This is a genomic window from Herminiimonas fonticola (assembly GCF_040395855.1).
GTDB lineage: Bacteria > Pseudomonadota > Gammaproteobacteria > Burkholderiales > Burkholderiaceae_D > Oxalicibacterium > Oxalicibacterium fonticola_A.
Window position 1 is genome coordinate 1 of record NZ_JBEBPO010000019.1, and the last position, 24,431, is coordinate 24,431.

Below are 24,431 nucleotides of genomic sequence, written 5' to 3' on the forward strand. Positions count from 1 at the left end.
CCTGGCTCAATGAAATGCGCACGCAATTGCTGGAAGCCAAACACGATGCGCAGTTATGCGTCACGCATGCGGATTGCCATATCCGCCGTCATCGCGATCGCGTCTACATCACGCCCAAACTCGATCCTGCCATGCTGGAGCAGCCGCCGTTGGCATTCCATTGGGACGGAGCAAGCGCGATGCAGTTTGCCGAATTCGGCGGTACGCTGTTTTTCGAGGAAGCAGAGCAGGGTGTGGGTGCAGATTGGTTGCGGGGGCAGGCTTTGACCCTGCAGTTGCGCAGCGGCGGCGAGCGTCTGAAGCCGGCGTGGAACCGGCCGACCAAAAGCCTGAAATATCATTATCAGGCTGGCGATATTCCAGCCTGGGAACGGGAACGTTTGCCGCTGGTTTTTGCAGGAAAGCAATTATTGTTTGCTGCAGGAATCGGTATGGACTGTCACTCGTTCAGCGCTGACGTGGGAATGCCTATTCAGCTGCGCTGGCAGTTCGATTCGCCATAAATCAATTTCATTGCTATTTCTGGTTACTTTGATAAGCAGAAAATGGCTGGAGACCCTTGCCGGACTTGTCATTCTGCGCGGTAGGCTGTAAAGTCGTGGGTTGATTTTTCCGGCTTACCTCTTTTCAAAGCGCGCTTTTCACTCCTTATGGCTTTAATTGTTCACAAATACGGTGGTACATCGATGGGCTCTACCGAGCGCATCAAGAATGTTGCCAGACGCGTCGCCAAATGGCATGACGCTGGTTATCAAGTTGTGGTGGTGCCATCGGCCATGTCCGGTGAAACCAATCGTTTGATCGGCTTGGCCAAAGAGCTGATGCCATATCCGAATCCACGCGAGCTCGACATGCTGGCTTCGACCGGCGAGCAGGTTTCCGTCGCCTTGCTGGCGATGGCGCTGCACTCCATCGGCAAGGAAGCTGTGTCGTATACCGGCTGGCAGGCAGGCATCAAGACCGATTCCGCTTTTACCAAGGCACGCATACAGTCGATCGATGACGTGAAAGTGAAGAAGGATCTGGATGCCGGCCGTATCGTGATCATTACCGGCTTCCAGGGTGTGGATGAGGATGGCAATATCGCCACGTTGGGGCGCGGTGGTTCGGATACGTCCGCTGTTGCAGTTGCGGTCGCGCTGGAGGCGAAGGAGTGCCTGATTTACACCGATGTGGATGGCGTCTATACAACCGATCCGCGCGTCGTGTCGGAAGCGCGCCGTTTGAATACCGTCACATTTGAAGAGATGCTCGAAATGGCATCGCTAGGCTCGAAAGTGCTGCAGATACGCTCAGTCGAATTTGCCGGCAATTACAAGATGCCGACGCGTGTGTTGTCGTCGCTGACCGACCCTATGATGTCGCTGGAAGAAGAAGCAAAATCCGGCACCCTGATTTCGTTTGAGGAAGATACAAAGATGGAACAAGCCGCTATTACCGGTATTGCATTTAGTCGCGATGAAGCGAAAATCACCGTTCTGGGCGTACCGGATCGTCCGGGTATCGCTTACCAGATTCTCGGCCCTATCGCTGCCGCAAATATTGAAGTCGACATGATTATTCAAAACCAGTCGGTTGATGGCAAGACGGATTTTACCTTCACCGTGCCGCGCGCCGATTACGCCAAGGCAGTCGATGTACTCGACGATAGCGTCAAGGCACATATCGGCGCTGCCAGCATTCAGGGCGACACCAAGGTATCGAAAGTATCCGTGGTCGGCGTCGGCATGCGCAGCCATGTCGGCATCGCATCGCAAATGTTCCGCACCCTGTCGGAAGAAGGCATCAATATCCAGATGATCTCAACGTCGGAAATCAAGATTTCGGTTTTGATCGACGAGAAGTATATGGAATTGGCAGTGCGTGCATTGCACAAGACCTTCGATCTGGAAAAAAGCAATTAAGTCATTTTTGATTGCATAGTTTGGTTGACCGGACATGCATGAAAAGTTATTATGCTGAACCTTCTGGTAGCGTGTTGGTGGCGCTGCTGAAGTAATGTGGAGGCGTGGCCGAGTGGTCGAAGGCACTTCCCTGCTAAGGAAGCATATGGGCTTAAACCCGTATCGTGGGTTCAAATCCCACCGCCTCCTCCAAAAGATTAGAAGCCCTTGATGAAAATCAAGGGCTTTTTTCTTTGGTCGAATTGGATAAGTCACTTTTTACTGGAACAAGGCATTTTGAACACGAAAAGAAGCAAGCGCTGGAATGGCAGCATGGATACGCTGGAAGCGGACTATCTGAAGGGTGTGGTCGTACAAATGAAGGCTTACGGTGAGCGCGTGCAGTTTGCTCTGGGCGGCCCGGGGCAGAAACCGAATTATCAGGTGGTCAATACCTTCGATAAAAAAATGGCATTCGACGGCAATCATCATCTGCTGCGTGCGGAAGAGCATGAATTTGCCGTGGGTAATGCAACTGTGGTGCTGACGCTGGAGCAAATTGAACAGACGATTGCAGGCATTGGCATGACCAAGACAAGCACAAGCAGCAGCGTACGCAAGACGCGCGTTGTCGGTAGTGGCAGCAAGGTGGCGGCCAAGCCTGGTGATTTGATCGATATCCAGAAATATGAATATTTCAAAAACAATATGCAGAAGCTGCCGGAAGGCATACGCGCTTACTCGCAGCAAGTCAGTGCATTGATGAAGCAGGGCATGTCTGCAGAAGCGGCATTTGGCGAGATCGTGCAGCAGTATTTCTGAAGTGTGAATGGAAGAGGGCATCGCCCGTCTTCCGCATATGAAAAAGCCCGCAACATTGCGGGCTTTTTCAATTCATCCGGACATCAATATCGCAGGCTTGCAATGCATATCAATCCGGTCAAAGACGCAGGCGATGCCTGGGGCTTATACGCGATAAATCTTTTCTCCTGTCTGCACAATCTTGAATTTGGCATCGGACAGGGGGTCTAGCGCGCGCCCATCTGTCAGTTGGTAGGTTTTGCTGCCCGGACTTCCCTCATCGGAAGTTTCTACCGGGGTTTGGTAAACCTCTACGTGATAGGCCGCTCCTGTTTTCCCTTTGGCATCGAATTTTTCTACCAAATCCATAAGAGTCTCCTTTAGCTTGATGATGGAATATCCGGCTTAACAATAGCAGATTTTATCGGCAGTTCACGCATCGAATGAACGCCTCATGCTGAAACCTGCGTGTGCGCAGGCGACAGTTCGGAATATCGGCGTGCAAATGCGTATTCAACATGTTTGGCAGGTGACGGACCTGATGCAGTTTGCCAATGCGGTGGCTGTATTGTTCTGTCATGCCGTGCCAGGCTGGCAAAACCGGGCTGGCCGGAGCACTTGAAACAGAAAATATGCAAATAATCAGAAATTTTCGATCCGAACCCTAAAGTTCCGGAAAAGCCTGCCGTTATCAAACTCAGATAAAGGCATAAAGTTTTTTGAATTTATTTTGTTTGAACCCTAAAGTTCTGCAAAAGCGTGCCGTTAAAGATACAAGAGGCAGTGAAAAGTTCTTGTTTTTTGCTGTTTGAATGAAAATTTTTGAGAAATTCAGTCGCTAAAAAGACATAAAAATTTTCTTTATTATCGGTTTTTTGTAAATTTGTCCGGGCGAGGAATAAACGCCGGGATCTAATGTGCAAGCCACTCTCCGCTCCATTTCCTGTGGAGCGTATCGTATGCTGGTCGACGTTTGTAAGACAAACGCCTACCGGCCTGTTGTCGTCTTCCCTGTATAAAAATACCGATTAATGCCTATTTCAGGCATTGGGTTCCCAAATCAGAATGCATTCACTGGCTCACGAATTGCGGCCAAAGACATTCACAGGTAAGGGATTCACATGACTAATAACGACATCATTGCAGAAATTCGCGACGCAAATCTTGGTTACCTGATGCTTGCACAACAAATGATTCGCGCCGACAAAGCGACTGCAATCTTTCGCCTGGGTATCAGCAATGAAATCGCTGATTTGATTGAAGGCATGAACAATGCACAAATTCTGAAGCTTGCCGGCGCCAACATGATGCTGGCACGCTTTCGTTTCGACGACGGCGCCATTCTCGGCATGCTGACCAATTACAACAAGGATCGCTCACTCGCACATTCGCATGCTGCGATTCTGATGGCGGGCCAGGCTGTTGAGCAAATCGCTTGATTCCAGCTTGAGTCAGTATTGATCATCGTATTGTTGTAGTTTTCAGAAAAGAGTGCGGACATGGCCAAGAAAAGTGTAGTGACAGAATCCCAGGAAATCCAACTCGCCATCGAACTCATCAATCTGGGTGCGCGCCTGCAGTTGCTGGAATCGGAAACTTCATTGTCGCGCGAGCGCTTGCTGAAGCTGTACAAGGAATTGCGCGGTGTTTCGCCGCCAAAAGGCATGTTGCCGTTTTCGACCGACTGGTTCATTACCTGGCAGCCTAATATTCACTCCTCATTATTCATCGGCATCCATAAATATCTGGTTGAGCATGCGCAGATTACCGGCATTCAGGCCGTAATGAAGGCCTACAAACTGTATCTGGAGCAGGTCGATATGGGTGAGGATGGCGAGCCGGTGCTGTCTTTGACGCGTGCCTGGACCCTGGTGCGGTTTTTCGATAGTAAAATGCTGGAAACGGCATGTTGCAGTGAATGCAATGGTCACTTTGTCGTGCACCGCCTGGATCTGAATGCAAATTACACTTGCGGCTTGTGCCACATGCCGTCCAGAGCGGGTAAAACCAAGCGTGCCAAGATGGATGCAAATCTGCTGGTTGCGTGATCGAATTGAAGCTTTTCTGGAAAGAGTGTCTGAGTGAAGAGTGTGCGGCGCTCCGGCGCAAAGCTGGCGTCGCCTGAATCTGTCTTCCACTTGCCTGCCGTGCAGGCTCTTTTTTTTCAAATCCTTTCTTTTTTCCTTGTATTGCTGATTGCCCGCAGTCTGGTGGCGTTCTTCGGCATGTCGATCAATCTCTGGCTGGCTGCGTTTTTTCAGGGCTTGCTTGCCGCCGGTTTTTCTTATTGGCGCAAACTCGCATCCTGGTGGCTGGCGATACAGCTGTTTTTCCCCCTTGTTCTCTTGTTTGCGTTGTGGCTGCAATTGCCGCCCACGCTGTTCATGCTGGGTTTCCTCGTTCTGCTGTTTCTATACTGGACAACCTTTCGTACGCAGGTTCCCTTTTACCCATCCGGAGCAGCAACCTGGCAAGCGGTGGCGGAATTGTTGCCGCAGGAGCGGGCAATCCGCTTTATCGATATCGGCAGCGGCCTGGGCGGTTTGACTTTGAATCTGGCGGAGCGCAGACCGGACAGTGAATTTTCCGGTATCGAAATCGCACCGCTACCGTGGCTGGTGAGCGTGCTGCGCGCGTTTTTGACGCGTAGCGGGGCGCGTTTCAAGCGTGGCGATTACGGTCATCTTGATTTTGCCGCATACGATGTGGTGTTTGCCTATCTGTCGCCAGTAGCGATGCCGGCTTTGTGGGAAAAAGCGCGTGCTGAAATGCGCACAGGAACTGTTCTCCTCAGTTATGAATTCCCTATCCCTGATGTTGTACCGACAATGGTCGTTTCGCCGCTAGTTAATCAGCCGCGTATTTATTGCTGGCGGATGTAGATTTATTCGTGTTTTGCGAATGCGATGCAACTCAAGTTCCGGTAATTCAAGCCGTTGAAAGTTATATTGAGTAGTTGATATAGCGTGCGTGTTGCGTGGTGCATTACATCGTTTGTCGTGCGATCCGGACAAACGCGGCATCATCGCGGTTGCATATTGGCAATTGTTAAGGCAATAATGGCATTCTAAATCCAGAATCGGAGCGCAGTTTGTTAGTTATCATCGGATATATTGCTGTCCTTGCATCTGTTTTTGGCGGATTTGCGCTTGCTGGCGGACATTTGGCTTCGCTGCTTCAGCCTGTCGAATTATTGATGATTGGTGGCGCCGCAGTTGGTGCATTTTTTGTCGGTAATAACAGCAAGGCGATCAAGGCAACTCTGAAGGCTTTGCCCAAGGTTTTCAAAGGTTCCAAATATACAAAAGGTTTGTATATGGAACTGATGACGCTTTTGTTCGAGATATTGACCAAGGTTCGCAAGGAAGGCTTGATGTCGATCGAAGGCGACATCGACGCACCTGAAGAAAGTGCAATTTTTACCAAATATCCGATGGTGCTGGCGGATCACCATATTATCGAGTTCATTACTGATTATCTGCGCCTGATGGTGTCGGGCAATATGGATGCGTTTCAGATTGAAAACCTGATGGACAATGAAATTGATACGCATCATGCCGAAGGCGAGATTCCTGTGCATTGCATCGCCAGGATAGGGGATGGTTTGCCGGCATTTGGTATCGTCGCAGCAGTCATGGGTGTGGTGCATACGATGGCATCGGTTGGCTTGCCGCCGGCAGAGCTGGGTATTTTGATTGCCAATGCGCTGGTCGGTACCTTCCTCGGTATTCTGCTGTCTTATGGTTTTGTTTCACCGCTTTCAAGCACGCTGGAACAAAAACTGCACGAGTCATCCAAAGTGTTCCAATGCATCAAAGTGACTTTACTGGCCAGCCTGAACGGTTACGCGCCGGCACTGGCAGTCGAGTTTGGCCGCAAGGTATTATTTTCGACTGAACGTCCTTCTTTCAGCGAGCTGGAAGATCATATCAGGCAGTCGAAGTCGAAATAATGCAATTCTCCGTCCTGACAATATAGATACAACAGAAAAAACTTAACGGAGACTGACATGGCTGACGAAGGACTCCGTCCCATTATCGTAAAGCGTATTAAAAAATCGGGAGGCGGCCATCATGGCGGCGCCTGGAAAATCGCTTACGCGGATTTTGTCACCGCAATGATGGCGTTCTTTCTGCTGATGTGGTTGCTGGGTTCGACGACCAAGGGCAATCTGCAAGGGATTGCCGACTATTTCAGTACCCCGCTGAAGGTAGCAATGGCAGGCGGTTCGGGCAGCGGCGACGCCACCAGCGTCATCAAGGGCGGCGGCAAGGATATGACCCGCATCGACGGTCAGCAGCAAAAAGGCGAAAACCTTACTCCCACCAAAAGCTTCAATCTGAAAGCTGCCGAGGAAGAGTTGGAGCGGCAGGAAATGAACCGTCTCAAATCCCTGAAGGAACGCATCGAAGAGGCGATCGATTCGATACCCAGCCTGCGGCAATACAAAAATCAGCTATTGCTGGATATAACTTCGGAAGGTTTGCGCATTCAGATTGTGGATGAAAAAAATCGCCCGATGTTCGCCTTGTCGAAAGCCGACTTGCAGCCTTATACCAAACTGATTCTGCATGAGATTGCGAAGACGCTCAACGATATTCCGAATCGCATCAGCCTGTCCGGTCATACTGATGCCACGCCGTATTCGAGCGGCGAAAAAAGCTACAGCAACTGGGAGCTTTCATCCGATCGGGCCAATGCGTCGCGTCGCGAGTTGATCGCCGGCGGCATGGAAGAATCGAAAATGCTGCGTGTTGTCGGCCTGTCTTCCGCCGTGCTGTTCGATCAAAAGGATCCGTTCAATCCGGTCAATCGCCGTATCAGTATTATCGTCATGAACAAGAAAACGGAAGACTCCATTACCAAGGAAAACCGGACGCTGGATGTGGTGAGTGAGGCGACAGCAAAACAGACGGTGGAAAATGGTATTAATCCACCTGTTGCAGTTCCGCCCGTACCCGTTGCAGCAACGCCCGCCGGCGCGCAAAAATGAAGCAGAATTTGCCGTAACTGAAAACAAAGAGCGGGTACTTTCATGACAATAGAGATTTCGTTGGCTGGACAGGTAAGGCATCTGCTATCGGGTCTGTCCGAGCATGGAGGTCAGCATTTGACCGAGATCGAAACTGATCTTGTGCAGACCAATATTCTGCTCGGCGAGGCAATCGAAAAGTTGAGCGCCAGTTTCATGGCGATTCATGCGACTGTTACTGCACAACAGCAGATAGTCGATGCCTTGCTGGCAGGTACTGCCGTGACACCGGATGCGATGCTGGATTTGCGCGAACAAGCGGCGCAAATCGATCAGCACGTGAATGCCGCAGTGACCGGTTTGCAGTTTCAGGATATGACGACGCAATTGATCAATCGCACTGTACGTCGGGTGGTTGGATTGCGCGACGTGCTGGAAGTGCTGGGAGCAAATGGCAGCGCAATTCCGGCTGACGGAAATGGCGAACAGATGCATGCGGCGCTGAGCGAGGTCAATGCAAGGTTGAAGGCGCAAAGTGTTGAGCTGGAAAAGGAGTTATGGAAGGCTGTACGCCAGACTCATATGGAAAGCGGCGAAATTGATTTGTTTTGAATAAGCAGCAAAACTTTGGCCTGGCAGATTTAACAGCCGGAAATGTGTATTTGCAGGGAGTGGAAATGACTAAAGCAATATTGGCAGTCGACGATTCTGGTTCATTGCGACAGATGGTGGTATTCAGTTTGCGCGCTGCCGGTTATCAGGTAACCGAAGCAGTGGATGGACAGGATGGTTTGGAAAAGGCGCAAACGCAGGTTTTCGATCTTGTTCTGACTGATCAAAACATGCCGCGCATGGATGGCTTTTCGCTGATTCGTGCGCTGCGTGCATTGCCAACCTATCAAAAGGTGCCCATTCTGGTCCTGACCACGGAATCCAGCGATGAAATGAAAGCCAAGGGGCGGGCGGCAGGTGCAAACGGCTGGCTGGTCAAGCCGTTTGATCCGCAACGTCTGACCGAAGTAGTGAAAAAAGTCATAGGTTGATCGCGCGATGAGCAAGAGCATCATCCAGAGCATAGACAACGGAGTGGAATAATGACCATCGATATGAGTCAGTTCTTCCAGGTGTTTTTCGATGAAACCGAAGAACTGCTGGCTGAGATGGAAAAATTGCTGCTGGCGGTTGATGTTTCCTCTCCGGATGAAGAGGATCTGAATGCAATTTTTCGCGCTGCCCACTCAATCAAGGGTGGTGCCGCCACGTTTGGCATTACCGATTTGACCGAAGTGACGCACGTGCTGGAAACCCTGCTGGATCGCATACGCAAAGGCGAGATGGCGCTGAAACCAGAACATGTGGATGCGTTTCTGTCGGCAAAAGATATTTTAAAAATGCAGCTCGATGGCCATCGTCTGCACACGCCTGTCGATCTGGATGCGGTAACCGAAGTACGTCTGATGCTGGAAGCGCTGTCGCAGGACGATGCGGCTCCATCTGCTGCGGCTGTCGCACCAATTGCCAATGCTGGTGCAGTTGTTGCGCGTACTGATCGTCGTTTTCGTATTGAATTGCCACAAGTGCCGCCGCGCGATGTGGAAGCGCTGGCAGCAGAGCTCGGTTTGCTGGGTGAGATCAGCCGGGATGTCTTGCCTGATCAGCGGCCGGTGTTTACATTGAGCACGCATGAAGGACCGGACGATATTATCGCCATCTGCTCTTTCATCCTCGACCCGAATGATCTGAAAATAACGGAAGAATTTGCACCCGGCAGCCAATCCATTGATGAACGCAGCCATGCCGAGGCGCAGCAGGGTTACGGCTTTTTCGAGCCACTGCATTCGGTGATCGCCGGTGAAACCGCCCTGAAGGAAAAGGAAAATGCGCAGGGCTACGGTTTTTTTGCTCCCTTTGTACCGCTTGAACCTGCTCCTGCTGCTGCGCACAAAGCGACTGACACAGAGGATGATGAGAGCGACGCCGCCCATCATCACGCGACTGCAGCGGATAAAAAACCTGCGGCCAAACGCGATGCCGACAAAATGACGAGCAGCGCCGAATCGTCGTCGATACGTGTCGGTATCGAAAAAGTGGATCAACTGATCAATCTGGTCGGTGAATTGGTGATCACGCAGGCAATGATAGAGCAACGCACGGATTCACTTGATCCGATGCTGCATGAGCGGCTGTTGAACAGCGTGTCGCAATTGACGCGCAATACGCGCGATCTGCAGGAAGCAGTGATGTCGATACGCATGATGCCGATGGATTATGTGTTTTCCCGCTTTCCGCGCATGGTGCGCGATCTTGCTAGCAAGCTGGGCAAGAAAATCGAATTCGTCACGCAAGGTGCTGCAACAGAACTGGACAAGGGTTTGATCGAACGTATCGTCGATCCCCTGACACATCTGGTGCGCAACAGCGTCGATCACGGTATAGAAATGCCGGAGGCAAGAGCCGCCGCCGGCAAGACGCCCGCCGGGCAGCTTTCGCTTTCTGCCAGCCATCAGGGCGGCAACATCATTATTGAAGTCAGCGACGACGGTGGCGGTTTGAATCGCGAAAGAATCCTTGCCAAGGCCAGACAGCAGGGCATGGAAGTATCGGACGAGATGCAGGATGCGGACGTCTGGCAACTGATTTTTGCACCAGGATTCTCCACCGCAGAAACGGTGACGGACGTTTCCGGTCGTGGCGTCGGCATGGATGTGGTCAAGCGAAATATCACTGCGATGGGCGGTGCGGTCGATATTCGTTCCAGCAAGGGTTTCGGCACCACGATTTCGATTTCGCTGCCGCTCACGCTGGCCATCCTGGATGGCATGTCGATCAAGGTTGGCGAAGAAATTTACATCCTGCCGCTGGGCTACGTGGTGGAATCGCTGCAGCCGGAACCGGAGGATGTGAAAGAAATCAGCGGACAGGGCAAGGTGGTCAAGGTGCGTGGCGATTACCTGCCTTTGATCCCGCTTTACAAAATGTTCGATATTGAACCGAGTTTCATCGATCCATCGGAAGGTATCGTTGTCATTCTGGAGTCGGAAGGCCGCAAGGCAGCCTTGTTTATCGACGAACTGGTTGGTCAGCAACAGGTTGTGGTCAAGAATCTCGAATCGAATTATCGCAAGGTGGCAGGGATTTCCGGTGCCACTATTTTGGGTGATGGCGGTGTATCGCTGATCATCGATGTTGCTGCATTGCTGCGCTCCAGTCGTCAATTGAACGACGAGTCCATTTATTCCTGAAGAGGAGAATTTTCATGATTCACAATGTACAAGACAATACAAACGGCGCCAAAACCGGTAACGAATTTCTTGCATTTACACTCGGCAAGGAAGAATACGGTATCGATATTCTGAAAGTGCAGGAAATTCGCGGTTATGAAGCTGTTACGCGGATTGCGAATGCACCTGAATTCGTCAAGGGTGTGGTCAACCTGCGCGGCATCATCGTGCCTATCGTCGATATGCGGATCAAGTTCAATCTGGGCGAGCCCACTTACGATCAATTTACCGTCGTCATCATTTTGAACATCGGCGGTCGCGTGGTGGGTATGGTGGTCGATAGCGTGTCGGACGTGATTACCCTGTCGCCGGAACAGATCAAGCCGGCGCCGGAAATGGGAACGGCATTCAATACCGATTACCTGATCGGTCTGGGCACGCTGGACGAACGCATGCTGATCCTGGTCGATATAGACAAATTGATGTCCAGCGAGGAAATGGGCCTGATTGAAAATGTTGCAGCGTAATTGAGCCAGTATAAAAACTGTGTAAAACAGTGTGAAGGTTTTTGGAGACTGCATAGTCGGCAGCATTGATATGCAATAGCGGGAAAGGAAAGTAGCAGTATGAAATCGTCTTCTCAAACCAGAACTGAAGGCTCCAAGGAGTTCGAGTTCACTGCGCGCGATTTCGAGCGGGTGCGTGCGCTGATTTATAAAAAAGCGGGAATCGCGCTGGCCGAAAGCAAGCAGGAAATGGTTTACAGCCGGCTGGCGCGCCGTTTGCGCGCCACCGGCATCAGTTCTTTCGTGACGTATCTCGACAGACTGGAGCAGAGCAGTGGCGAGACAGAAGAGTGGGAGGCGTTTACCAATGCCTTGACGACCAATCTGACCTCGTTTTTCCGCGAAGCCCATCACTTCCCGATTCTGGCGGAACATCTGAAGAAGGTGAAAGAACCGATCGAGATATGGTGCTCAGCTGCGTCGACCGGGGAAGAGCCGTATTCAATTGCGATGACCGCATGCGAAGCGTTCAATACACTGACGCCGCCGGTGCGCATCATTGCCACCGACATTGATACCAACGTGCTCAATACCGGCGCCAACGGCGTTTATTCCATCGACAGGCTGGATAAAATGTCGCCGGAACGGGCGCGACGCTTCTTTTTGCGTGGCAAGGGTGAGCGTACAGGTCAGGTGCGTGTACGGCCTGAATTGCGCCAGATGATCAGCTTCAAGCAGGTGAATCTGCTGGCTGATAACTGGGGAGTTTCCGGACAGTTCGACGTGATTTTCTGTCGTAATGTGATGATCTATTTCGACAAGCCGACGCAAGGAAAAATACTGGATCGTTTTGCGCCCTTGATGAAGCCGGATGGCTTGCTGTTTGCCGGCCATTCGGAAAACTTCCTGTATGTGTGCGATGAATTCAAGTTGCGCGGAAAAACAGTCTACGAACTGGATCCGGACAGGAAAACCAGCAGCGCAAAATTGCGCAGGGCATGAGATTGAATGTATGAGTGAATTGACCAAAGAGCATTTCGCCACGAACGTCTATTACGACAGGACCTTCGATCGCGATGCAGCCAAGATCCTGCCGGGCGAGTACTACTACACCGGCAAGGACATGCTGATCGTGACTGTGCTCGGCTCCTGCGTATCTGCCTGCATACGCGATCGCGTAACGGGCGTGGGCGGCATGAATCACTTCATGCTGCCGGATAGCGGTGGCGATGCGGACAGTCCGATTTCCGCCTCGGCACGCTACGGCACCTATGCAATGGAAGTGCTGATCAATGATCTGTTGAAGGCCGGCGCCAAACGTGAAAACCTGGAAGCCAAGGTATTCGGCGGTGGCGCCGTACTGCGCGGATTTATCGCCATGAACGTAGGGGAACGCAATGCACAGTTCGTGCGTGATTTCCTGAAGGTGGAAGGTATCCGCATCGTTGCGGAAGACCTCAACGATATTCATCCGCGCAAGGTGTATTACTTCCCGCGCAGCGGCAAGGTGCTGGTCAAGAAGCTCAAACAACTGAACAACAATACGCTGGTCAATCGCGAACAGGATTACGCAAATCGTCTGCAGTCGAACAATGTCGCTGGCGACATCGAGCTGTTTTCCTGAACGCATGACCGTAGATAAAACAGCTTTGCCGAGGTGGAGATATGAAGATAAAAGTTTTGATTGTGGACGACTCGGCCCTGATCCGCAGCGTGATGAAGGAAATTATCAATAGCCAGCCGGATATGGAGGTTGTTGGCGTTGCTCCTGATCCGATCATCGCGCGGGATTTGATCAAGCAGACGAATCCCGATGTGTTGACGCTGGATGTCGAAATGCCGCGCATGGACGGCCTCGATTTTCTTGAAAAGCTGATGCGTCTGCGGCCGATGCCGGTCGTGATGGTGTCTTCGCTGACCGAGCGCGGTTCGGAAATTACGCTGCGCGCGCTGGAACTGGGTGCGATCGACTTTGTTACCAAGCCGAAGATGTCGATACAGAGCGGCATGCTGGAATACACGGAAATGATCGCCGACAAGATCCGCGCTGCCTCCAAGGCGCGGATCAAGGCGCGCCATATTCCGACCGAAGCACACAAATCAACTGGAGGCGAGGCGCTGCCGCTGATACGCAATCCTCTGACCAGTAGCGAAAAACTGATCATCATCGGTGCTTCGACCGGCGGCACCGAAGCCATCAAGGATTTCCTGATGCAGATGCCGTCCGATTGCCCCGGCATACTGATTACCCAGCATATGCCACCCGGTTTTACCAAATCGTTTGCGCAACGTCTTGATGGCCTATGCAAAATCGACGTCAAGGAATCCGAAGGCGGCGAGCGCGTGCTGCCTGGCCATGCCTATCTTGCACCCGGTCATTCGCATTTGCAGCTTGTACGCAGCGGTGCAAACTACATGACGCAACTCGATCAGGGGCCGCCGGTCAATCGTCATCGCCCATCCGTGGATGTGCTGTTTCATTCCGCTGCCGTGCATGCCGGTAAAAACGCGGTAGGCGTGATCCTGACCGGTATGGGCAAGGATGGCGCACTAGGCATGCTGGAAATGAGAAATGCCGGTGCTCATAATTTTGCGCAGGATGAGGCTTCATGTGTGGTGTTCGGCATGCCGCGCGAAGCCATTGCTGTTGGCGCAACACATGAAGTTGGTGCGCTGAATGCTTTGCCGGGCATGGTTTTAAGCCATCTGGCAGCAAACAGCAGTCGCGCATTGAGGGTGTAGAGAAAAGCTGTTGACGCAGAGGCTGGCAAATCTTCCAATTCTGCTGCATCATCAGTGCATAATGGCAATACGTCGGTAAAAGAGACCAAGGTTGACAGTGAGCTTCGATCTCTTTCAAGATCGATAACGATATAAAGAATTAATGGAGTAATTCATGGCAGGTCCAAACACCAAATTTTTAGTCGTCGATGATTTTTCAACAATGCGCCGCATTGTGCGCAATCTGTTGAAGGAACTGGGTTATACCAATGTCGATGAAGCCGAAGACGGCGCGATGGCACTGGCCAAGCTGAGAAGTGAACAGTTCGATTTCGTCGTTTCCGACTGGAACATGCCGAATATGGATGGCCTGACGATGCTGCAGAACATTCGTGCCGATCCAGCGCTGTCCAAGTTGCCGGTCCTGATGGTGACAGCAGAAGCGAAGAAAGAAAACATCATCGCGGCAGCGCAGGCCGGTGCCAACGGTTATGTTGTCAAGCCGTTTACCGCCGCCACTCTGGACGAAAAACTAGCGAAGATTTTCGAAAAACTGGCCGCTACCGGAGCTTGAATTGAGCACGATCCTGCGTGCCGAATCCATGCCTTCCGGCATGGCTGATGAGCGTGGTGATCTGGCGCACGATGAAGTATTGTCGCGCGTCGGTCACATGACGCGTGCCTTGCACGACAGCCTGCGCGGTCTGGGTTTCGATCAACTGGTTGAACGCGCTTCGCACGATATTCCGGATGCGCGCGATCGCCTCGATTACGTGGCGCGCATGACCGAGCAGGCGGCGCAACGTGTACTGAATGCAACGGAAGCCGCCGGCCCGCTGCAAGACCGTATTCAAACCGATGCTGCCAGTATCTCGGCTGAATGGCAGCAAACGCTGCAGGGTGCTTTTTCGGAAGAAAAATACCGCGCCGTCGCCGAAAGCACGCTCGCTCATTTGAATCAAACACAAGCAGCAACGGCAGAAACCAAGCAGCATCTGATGAATATCATGATGGCGCAGGATTTCCAGGATTTGACCGGGCAGGTCATCAAGAAGGTGACCGAGCTGGCACATGGCCTGGAGCAGCAGCTGTTGCAATTGCTGGTCGATTACGCGCCGCCGGAAATCAAACGCGAAGTCGATACCGGTTTGCTGAACGGGCCGCAAATCAACCCGGTGGGCAACGATGTGGTTGCCGGCCAGGCTCAGGTGGATGATCTGCTCGACAGCCTGGGATTTTAATTCGTCGGCAAGTGATGCGAGCCATCCTTTCCATTTCCTGTTTTTTCCTTTCTTATCGCTTCCATGCCTGCAACTAAATTTATTGTTCGCGAACCTTTACTGAGTGCGAAGCAGCAGATTCTTGGATACGAACTCCGCTGGTATGGTAATCAGCAGGATGACGGCATGGCCAGCGATGAGGATTTGCTGGCACTGGTAACGTTTGCCGCCACGCAGTTGCGCAATGAAGAGTCGGGCTGGCTGTTGAATGACAGCGTGCTGTTTTTTGAAGCGACGCCGGCCTTGATCGCTGCCGATGTCGTACACACCCTGCCGGCAAAAAATACCGTATTTCGCCTGACTGCCGCCGATCTGGCTGATGCGGAGACGCATCAGATGGTGACGACCTTGCGCCAGCAGGGTTATGGATTTTCCCTGTGCGATGCAGATACCGTGGCGCCGGATAGCCCCTTGCTGGCGCTGGTCAGCCATGTCGAGGGCAGCTTCGGCAGCGGCATTGAGAATGCTCATGCAGTTTCCGATGAAGCGCACGCGTCGCCGATCAAGGTAGTGCGCCATCTCGCCGACTGGCAGGAATATGACCGCTGCGCCGCAGCGGGGCTGCAGGCTTTCATCGGCAAGCTGTATCTGACACCGCGCCCTGACGAGCAGAAGAAGGGCTTGAATTCGGCGCAGCTCATCATCGTCGAACTGATGCAGATGGTGCGGCAGAATGCCGATGTGCGCGAGCTGGAAAACGTGCTCAAGCGCGATGCAGCACTGGCTTACAAACTTTTCCGCTACATCAACAACGTCGGTTTCGGTCTGGGAGCAGAGATTCAATCCTTGCGCCATGCGGTCACGATGCTGGGTTATTCGCCTTTGTATCGCTGGTTGTCCTTGCTGCTGGCAACAGCAGGTGCCGGCAGCGATTCGGCGCTACTGATGCAGACTGCGATCGTGCGTGGCCGTTTTGCCGAGCTGGCCGGACATGGCATTCTGCCCAAGAACGAGGCCGAGAATCTGTTCGTGGTCGGCATGTTTTCATTACTGGATCGCCTGCTGGGGATTCCGATGGAAGAAGTGCTGGGAAAAATCCAGCTTTCCGAACCGGTCGCGCAAGCCTTGCTGACGCGCGACGGCATGTACGGTCCTTTCCTGGCACTGGCCGAGGCTTGTGAAACGGATAATGGCGATATCGGCGCGTTGGCCGATTCGCTGTTCATCAACGCGCGTCAGGTCAATGAAGCGCATCTGGCAGCACTGGCCTGGGCCCAGAGTATCAAGATTTAAAACGCAAAATATGCGTTGTTCCCACCTATATCCGCTTGGCAATATTTAAAAAGCGGGTATTTCCCAGCCTATTCCCTCGATGAGCTGCAGGCTTTCTAGCCAATAATCCACTCATAGCTCCGTATGGCGTCATGTTGAACGCCAGTCGGTTTGCTCCAGGAGTCGGCTTTGGCTGAAGAAAGTGATCTCGAAAAGACAGAACCCGCGTCACCGCGCAAGCTGGAACAGGCGCGGGAGCAGGGTGACGTCCCGCGTTCGCGCGAGCTGGCAACCTGTACGCTGTTGCTGGGTGCGAGTGCGGCTTTCTGGTTCACCGGCGGCAATATGATCGCGGAACTCAACAGCGTGCTGGCTTCCGGCCTGAGCTTCGATCGCGCCATGGCATTCGACATGGAATTGCTGCTGGCGCATGCAGCTGCCAGCATTATCAAGTTACTCATTGCATTTGCACCCGCCGCACTGATCCTGATTGTGGTCGCGCTGGCTTCGCCGATGTTGATCGGCGGCTGGTTGTTCAGCGCCCAGGCACTGCAGCCGAATTTCGGCCGCATGAATCCGATCAAGGGCCTGGGCAATATGGTTTCCACCCGTTCTGCCGTAGAGCTGGGCAAGGCGATTGCCAAAACCATCCTGATCGGCTGCATCGCATGGATGGTGATGAAGTATGAAATCGATTCGGTGCTGGCATTGAGCGTGACACCGCTGCAATCCGGTATTGAACATTTGGGGCATCTGCTGCTGGTCAGCTTTGTTTTCATTGTCAGCGGCCTGATCATCATTGCCGGTGTTGATGCGCCGTATCAAATGTGGCAGCACGCGAAGAAATTGATGATGTCGCGTCAGGATGTGCGCCAGGAGTCCAAGGAGTCCGACGGTAATCCGGAAATCAAGGCCAAGATTCGCCAGCAACAGCGCGAAATGGCGCGCCGTCGCATGATGACGGAAGTGCCGACTGCCGACGTGGTGGTAACCAATCCGACGCACTATGCAGTCGCGCTCAAGTACTCTGAAAACGGCATGCGCGCACCGACCGTGGTTGCCAAGGGTGCTGATGAAGTCGCTGCCAAAATCCGTGAAATCGCGATGGAAAACAATGTGGTGATGCTGGAAGCGCCGCCATTGGCGCGTGCCTTGTTCCGTCACGCAGAACTCGGCGATGAAATTCCGGAAGCACTGTATATCGCGGTGGCGGAAGTACTGGCTTATGTATTCCAGTTACGCGCTTACAGCAAAAACGGCGGCGCACGTCCGGAAAAACCGGGTGACCTCGAAGTGCCACCAGAGCTTGATCCCCTCAACCCCACTGCAGAAGATGCAGATACGAATGGCCTGCCACAATGAATAGCCTGAAATTGCCAGCCTGGATGACGGGCCAGGGTTCACGCGCGATCGCTGCGCCGCTGATCATTATCATGATGTTGTCGATGATGGTGCTGCCGCTGCCGGCCATCGTGCTCGACATCTTCTTCAGCTTCAATATCGCCTTGTCCATCATCGTGCTGCTGACTGCGCTGTATACGGTCAAGCCGCTGGACTTCATGGTGTTTCCGACCGTGCTGCTGGTCAGCACGATGCTGCGCCTGTCATTGAACGTCGCTTCCACGCGTGTGGTGCTGACCGAAGGTCATAACGGTCCGGATGCGGCCGGCAAGGTGATTGAAGCCTTCGGTCACTTTCTGATCGGTGGCAACTACACGGTCGGCCTGGTGGTCTTCATCATCCTGACCATCATCAACTTCACCGTGGTCACCAAAGGTGCCGGTCGTATTGCCGAGGTGGGCGCACGTTTCGCACTGGATGCGATGCCGGGTAAACAGATGGCGATCGATGCCGATCTGAATGCCGGTTTGATCGGAGAGCAGGATGCGCGTTTGCGTCGTACGCAAGTGGCACAGGAAGCGGAATTCTACGGCGCGATGGACGGTGCCAGCAAATACGTACGCGGCGATGCGATTGCCGGCATCATCGTTACCGTCATCAACGTGGTCGGCGGTCTGATTGTCGGTATGGTCCAGCATGACATGGCATTTTCAGCGGCACTGGAAAACTACACGCTGCTTGCCATTGGCGACGGTTTGGTGGCGCAGATTCCTTCCCTGATCATTTCGACTGCAGCCGGTATTGTCGTTTCGCGCGTGGCCAGCGAGCAGGATATCGGCGGCCAGCTGGTTGGCCAGTTGTTCGCCAAACCGCAGGTGCTGTACATCACGGCTGCGATCATCGGCGGCATGGGTTTGATTCCCGGCATGCCGCACATGTCCTTCCTGTTTCTGGCCAGCGTGCTGGCAGGCGCGGCCTACCTGATTTCGCAACGTGCATTGAAAGCACCGCAAGTCGAGCCGGAAATAACGGCACCGCCGGCAGCACCGGAAGTCGAGGAAGCCAGCTGGCAGGATATCGTGCAAGTCGATACGCTCGGACTTGAAGTCGGCTATCGCCTGATTCCTTTGGTCGATAAATCGCAAAGCGGTGAGCTGCTGCGTCGCATCAAGGGCATACGCAAAAAATTCGCACAGGAAGTCGGTTTCCTGTCACCACCTGTGCATATTCGCGACAATCTCGAGCTGAAGCCATCGGCTTATCGCATCACGCTCAAAGGCGTGGAAGTGGGCAGCGGCGAAGCGCTGGCCGGGCAGTTCCTCGCCATCAATCCTGGCATGGTGAGCGGCACACTGCCAGGCCAGGCCACCAGCGATCCGGCCTTTGGTTTGCCGGCAACATGGATAGATGCCAGCCTGCGCGAGCAGGCGCAAGGCATGGGTTACACCGTGGTCGATGCAGGCACCGTGGTCGCCACGCATCTGAATCATCTGATTACTACCCATGCGGCTGAATTGCTGGGCCGTCAGGAAGTGCAGCAATTGCTCGAACACCTGACCAAGGAATCGCCGAAGCTGGTGGAAGACCTGGTGCCGAAACTGATTTCGCTCTCCACCCTGCAAAAAGTATTGCAAAACCTGCTGATCGAAGGCGTACACATACGCGACATGCACAGCATCATCGAAACATTGACCGAGCATGCAATGCATACGCAAGACGTCAATGAATTGACGGCGCTGGTGCGCATCGCACTGGGTCGCGCCATCGTGCAGCAGTTGTTCCCATCGACCAATGAACTGTCCGTGATGACGCTGGATAACCGCCTCGAACGCCTGCTGACACAAGCCTTGAGCGCCAGCGGACCGGAAGGCGCAGGCATCGAGCCGGGCCTGGCCGATACGATTGCCGCACAAGCCGAAGCGGCGACGCGTCAACAGGAACAAATGGGATTGACGCCGGTACTGCTGGTGCCGGCACAGTTAAGGGCATTGCTGGCGCGTTTCCTGCGCCGTGCATTGCCGCAGTTGAAAGTTCTTTCGCACGCAGAAGTGCCCGATTCAAAAACGATCAGAGTTACTAGCTTAGTTGGAGGCCAGGTATGAATGTAAGAAAATTTACGGCAAGCACGTCGCGCGGCGCATGGAGTCTGGTGCGGGAAGCGCTGGGCCCCGATGCCGTAATTCTTTCCAATCGCGCAGTCGAAGGCGGGGTCGAGATTCTGGCACTGGCTGGAGAAGATATGGCGTCACTGGCCGAACCGGTGATCGAGAAAACGATTTCGGAAACCACGCTGCAAGCTCTGGCACCCAAACATCAGGCGAAGCTGGCTTCACAGCCGGCGCCGCTAGCCATTGCCGCCGGCACACCGCTGCAGACTGCATCCAGCGAAATCAACAGTGCGGAATTGCACAGCGTGATGAGTGAAATCCGCTCCATGCGCGGCATGCTGGAAATGCAGTTGGCCGAACTGGCATGGACTGATCAGCACAAGCGTGAACCGGCCAAATCCAGCGTATTGCGTGAAATGCTGGCAGCCGGATTCAGTGCCAGCCTGGCGCGTTATCTGACTGAAAGAATGCCGGCCGGCGCCAGCAAGCAGAGCGGCATGGAATGGATCAATACGATCTTGACGCGCAATCTGGCGACCATCGGCAATGAAAACGAGATCCTTGAAAAAGGCGGCGTCTATGCTCTGGTAGGTCCAACCGGTGTTGGTAAAACCACGACGACTGCGAAACTGGCGGCGCGTTGCGTGATGCGTCACGGCCCAGGCAAACTGGCTTTGATTACCACCGATGGCTATCGTATCGGCGGTTACGAGCAGTTGCGCATCTACGGCAAGATCCTCGGCGTGATGGTGCATTCGGTGAAAGACGAAGCCGATTTGCGCATCGCACTCGATGAGCTCAAAGGCAAACATACGGTATTGATCGATACGGTCGGCGTGAGCCAGCGCGATCAAATGGTGGCGGAACAGATTGCGATGTTGACCGGCGCGGGTAGCCAGGTCAAACGCCTGTTGTGTCTGAATGCCACCTCGACGGGTGAAACGCTGAATGAAGTCGTGCGCTCCTACATGGGCGATGGTCTGGCCGGTTGCATATTGACCAAACTCGATGAAGCTGCAACCATAGGCAGTGCACTAGATGTAGTCATCAGACAGAAATTGAACTTATACTACGTGGCGAATGGACAGCGCGTGCCGGAAGATCTGCATGTCGCGAACCAGCAATATCTGGTCGACCGTGCATTCAAACTCAAACGCGAGACAGCGCCATTCCAGTTCAGTGATGCGGAAATCCCCCTGGTAATGGCAAATACAGCAAAAGCAATGAACGATAAAAGTCTGCGTGAGGTGATTCTTGGCTAGTTTCGAATGTGATCAGGCAGAAGGTCTGCGGCGCATGCTGGCCGGACCGAAGCCGCGCATTTTCACTTTTTTATCTGCTACTTCGGTTGCGGATAAAAGTGCAATGCTGGTCAATTTGAGCGCTTCCCTTGCTTCCGGCGGTAGCGATGTTGTATTGCTGGATGCCTGTGCATCGACAGCCGGTATCACACGCCGCATGGGTGTCGATATGCAAGCCACGCTGCTGGATGTGGCGCGTCAACAGCGCGCCTTGAATCAGGTGGTGCAGGCGATGCCGCAGGGTTTTGGCCTTGCTTCGCTGACCAGTGGCTCAGTCCATGCCGCCAGCCGCGATGCGGACCAGTTGCGCCGACTGTCCAATGCATTCGGTGTGCTGGCCGCACAATCCGATGTGCTGGTGGTGGATGCCGAGCTGGATCAGGATGATAATTTTCCGATTCCCGGTATGGCGAGCGGCGATATCGTGGTGCAGGTTTCTCCGGCTGCCGCATCGATCAAGGAAGCGTATTCGCTGATCAAGCGTCTGAACGCGCAACTGGGGCGCCGGCCATTCGGCATTCTGGTTACCGGCGCCGATGAACGCGAAGCCGAAATCGTCTATCAAAACATGGCGCAGGCAGCCAGCCGTTATCTGGCCGTGCAACTGCAGTTGATCGGTTCGATACCGTCCGACGATCACCTGACACGCGCCGCACGCCTGGGGCGTGCAGTGATCGATGCCTTCCCGATGGCAGGCGCCTCGGTGGCATTTCGCCGTCTTGCAGAACGTTTTGCCTTATCCGCCCATGGCGCCAGGTTCGGAGCCTGAGCAATGTATACGGCAGCTGGAAGATCGGATAGGGACCACCTGGTAAACGAGCATGCGCCGCTGGTCAAGAAACTGGCGCATCAGATGAAAGCCAAGTTGCCGCCCAGCGTGGAAGTAGATGATCTGATTCAGGCCGGCATGATAGGGCTGCTCGATGCAGTCGGCCGCTACGAAGAAACGCATGGCGCGCAATTTGAAACCTATGCCGTGCAACGCATACGCGGCGCCATGCTGGACGAATTGCGCAGCAGCGACTGGATGCCGCGCAGCATGCGACAGAACATGCGCAAGATCGAGGTGGCGATGAATACCCTGCAGCAAAAGCTGGGGCGCGCACCGAATGAAAGCGAAGTCGCCAAGCAGCTCAAGTTATCGCTGGCCGATTATCAGGATTTGCTCAGCGATGGCGGCGGTCACCAACTGGTGTATTACGAAGACTTTCACGATAGCGAAGACAACGAGCATTTTCTCGATCGCTATTGCACCGATGAATCGCCCGATCCCTTGCAGAATTTGATGAATACCGGTTTCCGCTCGGCGGTGATCGCAGCCATCGAGGCCTTGCCGGAACGTGAAAAAATCCTGATGAGCTTGTACTACGAACAGGAAATGAATCTGAAGGAAATCGGCGCCGTCATGGGCGTAACCGAATCGCGGGTATCGCAACTACATAGCCAGGCCATCGCCAGGATGCGTGCAAACTTGAGGGAGAAGGCGTGGACTGGGGTAGCTTAATTGGCATCGTGCTTGCGCTCGGCGGCATACTTGCCGGGCAAATGCTGGAAGGCGGCAAACTCGGCTCTCTGGTACAGCCGGCTGCCTTCGTTATCGTCCTTGTCGGCACGATAGGCGCGGTGCTGCTGCAAAGCGGCTGGCACAATTTTGTGACCGGTCTGAAAATGGCCGGTCGCGTTTTTGTGCCGCAGGACGATAATTACGCGAACCTGATGCATGACATCACCAACTGGAGCACAGTGGCGCGCCGCGAAGGCTTGTTGAGCCTGGAACGCATGATCAAGGATGTTCACGATCCATTCATCGCGCACGGATTGCGACTGATCGTCGATGGCGTCGATCCGCATAAATTGCGCGAAGTGCTGGATATGGAAATCGGTGCGTATGAAACGCAGCAGCGCCTGTCGATCAAGATATGGGAAGCGGCCGGCGGTTATGCACCGACCATCGGCATTCTGGGTGCCGTGCTGGGTTTGATTCATGTGATGGAAAACCTGTCCGATCCATCCCGTCTTGGCAGCGGCATTGCCGTGGCTTTCGTGGCGACGATTTACGGTGTCGGTTTTGCCAATCTGGTGTTTCTGCCGATTTCCAGCAAACTCAAGGCCATCGTTGCTCGCGATGTCTTCAAACATGAAATGCTGGCGGATGCATTTGCCGGCATTGCCGCCGGCGACAATCCACGCTTGATCGAAGAGCGGATGAATATCTATCTGATGTAACGGAGCTTTGTTTCCATCATCGGCAGACTGAACACACATGGCGCGTAGAAAACACGAAGAAGAACACGAAAATCATGAGCGTTGGCTGGTGTCTTATGCCGACTTCATTACCTTGCTGTTTGCCTTCTTCGTTGTCATGTATGCCATCTCTTCGGTCAACGAAGGCAAGTACCGCATCCTCTCCAACTCGCTCGGTATTGCATTCAGCGGCATCACGCCTAAAGCGCCGGCGCTGAAAGATCCGGTTGAATCGAGCTCTCCCATATTGCCGCGGCCCCTGCCGGTGCAATTGCAATCGCAGCGCGCCAATGACGCCGCCACCAAACGCGAAAAAGCCCGCATGACCAATATCGCACGCGATATCCTGAAGGCGATGGCGCCGCTGATCAGGGAAGGCAAAGTGCGCGTGACACAAACCAATCGTGGCGTCAGCGTCGAAATCAATGCCAGCGTGCTGTTTGCCCCCGGCGAAGCCAGGCTCAGTGCGCAATCCGAGAAAGCCCTGCGTGCCGTGGCCGAAGTATTGAACAAGGTCGATAACGACATTCAGGTCGAAGGCCACACCGATAACGTCCCGATCAACAATGCGATGTTTCCGTCCAACTGGGAATTGTCCGCTGTGCGCGCCAGCAGCGTGGTGCGCCTGTTTCTGGAAAGCGGGATGAATGAAAAACGCCTGGTCGCGATGGGCCACGGTGCCAATCAACCGGTCGACAGCAACGAGACGACGGAAGGGCGCTTGCGCAATCGTCGCGTGCAACTGATGATACTTTCTGGCTTGCCGGATGTCGTGACTGAAGTGCCGGTCACCGCGGAAGATTGACGAACGTTTAAAGAAACGTGCCAGGAAAAGCTGTGT

General features: G+C 53.6%; 26 protein-coding genes and 1 tRNA gene. 26 read left to right on the forward strand and 1 reads right to left on the reverse strand.

Going from position 1 to position 24,431, the window contains the following annotated elements; translation table 11 throughout:
• The 4 genes from tilS to ABWP27_RS04365 all read left to right on the forward strand — a co-directional run.
• Positions 1–503, forward strand: a 503-nt coding sequence (tilS, locus tag ABWP27_RS04350) for a tRNA lysidine(34) synthetase TilS (RefSeq protein WP_353153866.1), incomplete at its 5' end; no start/stop codon positions are given.
• 147 nt (positions 504–650) lie between these two features.
• Positions 651–1,904: an aspartate kinase gene (locus ABWP27_RS04355; protein ID WP_353153869.1), complete on the forward strand. Its 1,254-nt coding sequence runs from the start codon at positions 651–653 to the stop codon at positions 1,902–1,904.
• A 98-nt stretch (positions 1,905–2,002) separates the two neighbouring features.
• Positions 2,003–2,096, forward strand: a tRNA-Ser gene (locus tag ABWP27_RS04360).
• Positions 2,097–2,180: 84 nt separating this feature from the next.
• Positions 2,181–2,705 carry a hypothetical protein gene (locus tag ABWP27_RS04365; RefSeq protein ID WP_353153872.1) on the forward strand — a complete coding sequence of 175 codons (525 nt, stop codon included), beginning with the start codon at positions 2,181–2,183 and terminating at the stop codon, positions 2,703–2,705.
• 144 nt (positions 2,706–2,849) lie between these two features.
• Here ABWP27_RS04365 and ABWP27_RS04370 read toward each other — a convergent pair whose 3' ends face one another.
• Positions 2,850–3,053 (reverse strand): hypothetical protein, encoded by a 204-nt coding sequence (locus tag ABWP27_RS04370; RefSeq protein WP_353153875.1) that lies wholly within the window; start codon positions 3,051–3,053, stop codon positions 2,850–2,852.
• A gap of 752 nt (positions 3,054–3,805) precedes the next feature.
• Between ABWP27_RS04370 and flhD the strand changes: the two genes are divergently transcribed.
• The 22 genes from flhD (at position 3,806) to motD (ending at position 24,395) form a co-directional block, all read left to right on the forward strand.
• Positions 3,806–4,123, forward strand: a complete 318-nt coding sequence (flhD, locus tag ABWP27_RS04375) for a flagellar transcriptional regulator FlhD (protein ID WP_112992201.1) — start codon at positions 3,806–3,808, stop codon at positions 4,121–4,123.
• Positions 4,124–4,183: 60 nt separating this feature from the next.
• Positions 4,184–4,732: a flagellar transcriptional regulator FlhC gene (flhC, locus tag ABWP27_RS04380; protein WP_353153878.1), complete on the forward strand. Its 549-nt coding sequence runs from the start codon at positions 4,184–4,186 to the stop codon at positions 4,730–4,732.
• Positions 4,733–4,765: 33 nt separating this feature from the next.
• Positions 4,766–5,566, forward strand: coding sequence for a class I SAM-dependent methyltransferase (locus tag ABWP27_RS04385; RefSeq protein WP_502905313.1), 801 nt, complete (start codon positions 4,766–4,768; stop codon positions 5,564–5,566).
• Between the two features lie 209 nt (positions 5,567–5,775).
• Positions 5,776–6,636: a flagellar motor stator protein MotA gene (gene motA, locus ABWP27_RS04390; protein ID WP_353153884.1), complete on the forward strand. Its 861-nt coding sequence runs from the start codon at positions 5,776–5,778 to the stop codon at positions 6,634–6,636.
• 57 nt (positions 6,637–6,693) lie between these two features.
• Positions 6,694–7,677, forward strand: coding sequence for a flagellar motor protein MotB (gene motB, locus ABWP27_RS04395; RefSeq protein WP_353153887.1), 984 nt, complete (start codon positions 6,694–6,696; stop codon positions 7,675–7,677).
• Positions 7,678–7,719: 42 nt separating this feature from the next.
• Positions 7,720–8,268 (forward strand): chemotaxis protein, encoded by a 549-nt coding sequence (locus ABWP27_RS04400; protein WP_353153890.1) that lies wholly within the window; start codon positions 7,720–7,722, stop codon positions 8,266–8,268.
• A 65-nt stretch (positions 8,269–8,333) separates the two neighbouring features.
• Positions 8,334–8,699, forward strand: a complete 366-nt coding sequence (locus ABWP27_RS04405; RefSeq protein WP_353153893.1) for a response regulator — start codon at positions 8,334–8,336, stop codon at positions 8,697–8,699.
• Positions 8,700–8,750: 51 nt separating this feature from the next.
• Positions 8,751–10,898: a chemotaxis protein CheA gene (gene cheA, locus ABWP27_RS04410; protein ID WP_353153896.1), complete on the forward strand. Its 2,148-nt coding sequence runs from the start codon at positions 8,751–8,753 to the stop codon at positions 10,896–10,898.
• Between the two features lie 14 nt (positions 10,899–10,912).
• The gene (locus tag ABWP27_RS04415) at positions 10,913–11,404 is read left to right on the forward strand and encodes a chemotaxis protein CheW (protein ID WP_353153899.1); all 492 of its coding nucleotides are present in this window, start codon (positions 10,913–10,915) and stop codon (positions 11,402–11,404) included.
• Between the two features lie 99 nt (positions 11,405–11,503).
• A complete protein-coding gene (locus tag ABWP27_RS04420) occupies positions 11,504–12,385 on the forward strand; it encodes a CheR family methyltransferase (protein WP_353153902.1) in 882 nt (293 codons plus the stop codon).
• A 10-nt stretch (positions 12,386–12,395) separates the two neighbouring features.
• Entirely contained in the window at positions 12,396–13,007 is a 612-nt protein-coding gene (gene cheD, locus ABWP27_RS04425) for a chemoreceptor glutamine deamidase CheD (RefSeq protein ID WP_353153905.1), read from the forward strand.
• Between the two features lie 41 nt (positions 13,008–13,048).
• Positions 13,049–14,125 carry a protein-glutamate methylesterase/protein-glutamine glutaminase gene (locus ABWP27_RS04430; protein ID WP_353153908.1) on the forward strand — a complete coding sequence of 359 codons (1,077 nt, stop codon included), beginning with the start codon at positions 13,049–13,051 and terminating at the stop codon, positions 14,123–14,125.
• Between the two features lie 154 nt (positions 14,126–14,279).
• Complete coding sequence (gene cheY, locus ABWP27_RS04435) at positions 14,280–14,678, forward strand: chemotaxis response regulator CheY (RefSeq protein ID WP_353153911.1); 399 nt, start codon at positions 14,280–14,282, stop codon at positions 14,676–14,678.
• A gap of 28 nt (positions 14,679–14,706) precedes the next feature.
• Positions 14,707–15,345 (forward strand): protein phosphatase CheZ, encoded by a 639-nt coding sequence (gene cheZ, locus ABWP27_RS04440; protein ID WP_353153963.1) that lies wholly within the window; start codon positions 14,707–14,709, stop codon positions 15,343–15,345.
• A gap of 63 nt (positions 15,346–15,408) precedes the next feature.
• Positions 15,409–16,617, forward strand: coding sequence for an EAL and HDOD domain-containing protein (locus tag ABWP27_RS04445; RefSeq protein ID WP_353153914.1), 1,209 nt, complete (start codon positions 15,409–15,411; stop codon positions 16,615–16,617).
• Positions 16,618–16,785: 168 nt separating this feature from the next.
• Positions 16,786–17,958: a flagellar biosynthesis protein FlhB gene (gene flhB / locus ABWP27_RS04450; RefSeq protein ID WP_353153917.1), complete on the forward strand. Its 1,173-nt coding sequence runs from the start codon at positions 16,786–16,788 to the stop codon at positions 17,956–17,958.
• Positions 17,955–20,039 carry a flagellar biosynthesis protein FlhA gene (flhA, locus tag ABWP27_RS04455; protein WP_353153920.1) on the forward strand — a complete coding sequence of 695 codons (2,085 nt, stop codon included), beginning with the start codon at positions 17,955–17,957 and terminating at the stop codon, positions 20,037–20,039. Before flhB ends, flhA begins: the two co-directional genes overlap by 4 nt.
• Entirely contained in the window at positions 20,036–21,307 is a 1,272-nt protein-coding gene (gene flhF / locus ABWP27_RS04460) for a flagellar biosynthesis GTPase FlhF (protein WP_353153923.1), read from the forward strand. Before flhA ends, flhF begins: the two co-directional genes overlap by 4 nt.
• Positions 21,300–22,115, forward strand: a complete 816-nt coding sequence (locus ABWP27_RS04465) for a MinD/ParA family ATP-binding protein (protein WP_353153926.1) — start codon at positions 21,300–21,302, stop codon at positions 22,113–22,115. The genes flhF and ABWP27_RS04465 overlap by 8 nt, the downstream gene beginning before the upstream one ends.
• 3 nt (positions 22,116–22,118) lie before the next feature.
• A complete protein-coding gene (locus ABWP27_RS04470) occupies positions 22,119–22,850 on the forward strand; it encodes an RNA polymerase sigma factor FliA (protein ID WP_353153929.1) in 732 nt (243 codons plus the stop codon).
• A complete protein-coding gene (locus ABWP27_RS04475; RefSeq protein WP_353153932.1) occupies positions 22,832–23,572 on the forward strand; it encodes a flagellar motor protein in 741 nt (246 codons plus the stop codon). Before ABWP27_RS04470 ends, ABWP27_RS04475 begins: the two co-directional genes overlap by 19 nt.
• Positions 23,573–23,609: 37 nt before the next feature.
• Positions 23,610–24,395, forward strand: a complete 786-nt coding sequence (gene motD / locus ABWP27_RS04480) for a flagellar motor protein MotD (RefSeq protein WP_353153935.1) — start codon at positions 23,610–23,612, stop codon at positions 24,393–24,395.
• Positions 24,396–24,431: the final 36 nt, after the last annotated feature.

Excerpts from the sequence above, each read along its gene's own strand:
- ABWP27_RS04355 (WP_353153869.1), top strand. The coding sequence starts at position 651 with ATGGCTTTAATTGTTCACAAATACGGTGGTACATCGATGGGCTCTACC.
- ABWP27_RS04370 (WP_353153875.1), bottom strand. The coding sequence starts at position 3,053 with ATGGATTTGGTAGAAAAATTCGATGCCAAAGGGAAAACAGGAGCGGCC.
- flhD (WP_112992201.1), top strand. The coding sequence starts at position 3,806 with ATGACTAATAACGACATCATTGCAGAAATTCGCGACGCAAATCTTGGT.
- flhC (WP_353153878.1), top strand. The coding sequence starts at position 4,184 with ATGGCCAAGAAAAGTGTAGTGACAGAATCCCAGGAAATCCAACTCGCC.
- motB (WP_353153887.1), top strand. The coding sequence starts at position 6,694 with ATGGCTGACGAAGGACTCCGTCCCATTATCGTAAAGCGTATTAAAAAA.
- ABWP27_RS04400 (WP_353153890.1), top strand. The coding sequence starts at position 7,720 with ATGACAATAGAGATTTCGTTGGCTGGACAGGTAAGGCATCTGCTATCG.
- ABWP27_RS04405 (WP_353153893.1), top strand. The coding sequence starts at position 8,334 with ATGACTAAAGCAATATTGGCAGTCGACGATTCTGGTTCATTGCGACAG.
- cheA (WP_353153896.1), top strand. The coding sequence starts at position 8,751 with ATGACCATCGATATGAGTCAGTTCTTCCAGGTGTTTTTCGATGAAACC.
- ABWP27_RS04415 (WP_353153899.1), top strand. The coding sequence starts at position 10,913 with ATGATTCACAATGTACAAGACAATACAAACGGCGCCAAAACCGGTAAC.
- ABWP27_RS04420 (WP_353153902.1), top strand. The coding sequence starts at position 11,504 with ATGAAATCGTCTTCTCAAACCAGAACTGAAGGCTCCAAGGAGTTCGAG.
- cheD (WP_353153905.1), top strand. The coding sequence starts at position 12,396 with ATGAGTGAATTGACCAAAGAGCATTTCGCCACGAACGTCTATTACGAC.
- ABWP27_RS04430 (WP_353153908.1), top strand. The coding sequence starts at position 13,049 with ATGAAGATAAAAGTTTTGATTGTGGACGACTCGGCCCTGATCCGCAGC.
- cheY (WP_353153911.1), top strand. The coding sequence starts at position 14,280 with ATGGCAGGTCCAAACACCAAATTTTTAGTCGTCGATGATTTTTCAACA.
- cheZ (WP_353153963.1), top strand. The coding sequence starts at position 14,707 with ATGCCTTCCGGCATGGCTGATGAGCGTGGTGATCTGGCGCACGATGAA.
- ABWP27_RS04445 (WP_353153914.1), top strand. The coding sequence starts at position 15,409 with ATGCCTGCAACTAAATTTATTGTTCGCGAACCTTTACTGAGTGCGAAG.
- flhA (WP_353153920.1), top strand. The coding sequence starts at position 17,955 with ATGAATAGCCTGAAATTGCCAGCCTGGATGACGGGCCAGGGTTCACGC.
- flhF (WP_353153923.1), top strand. The coding sequence starts at position 20,036 with ATGAATGTAAGAAAATTTACGGCAAGCACGTCGCGCGGCGCATGGAGT.
- ABWP27_RS04470 (WP_353153929.1), top strand. The coding sequence starts at position 22,119 with ATGTATACGGCAGCTGGAAGATCGGATAGGGACCACCTGGTAAACGAG.
- motD (WP_353153935.1), top strand. The coding sequence starts at position 23,610 with ATGGCGCGTAGAAAACACGAAGAAGAACACGAAAATCATGAGCGTTGG.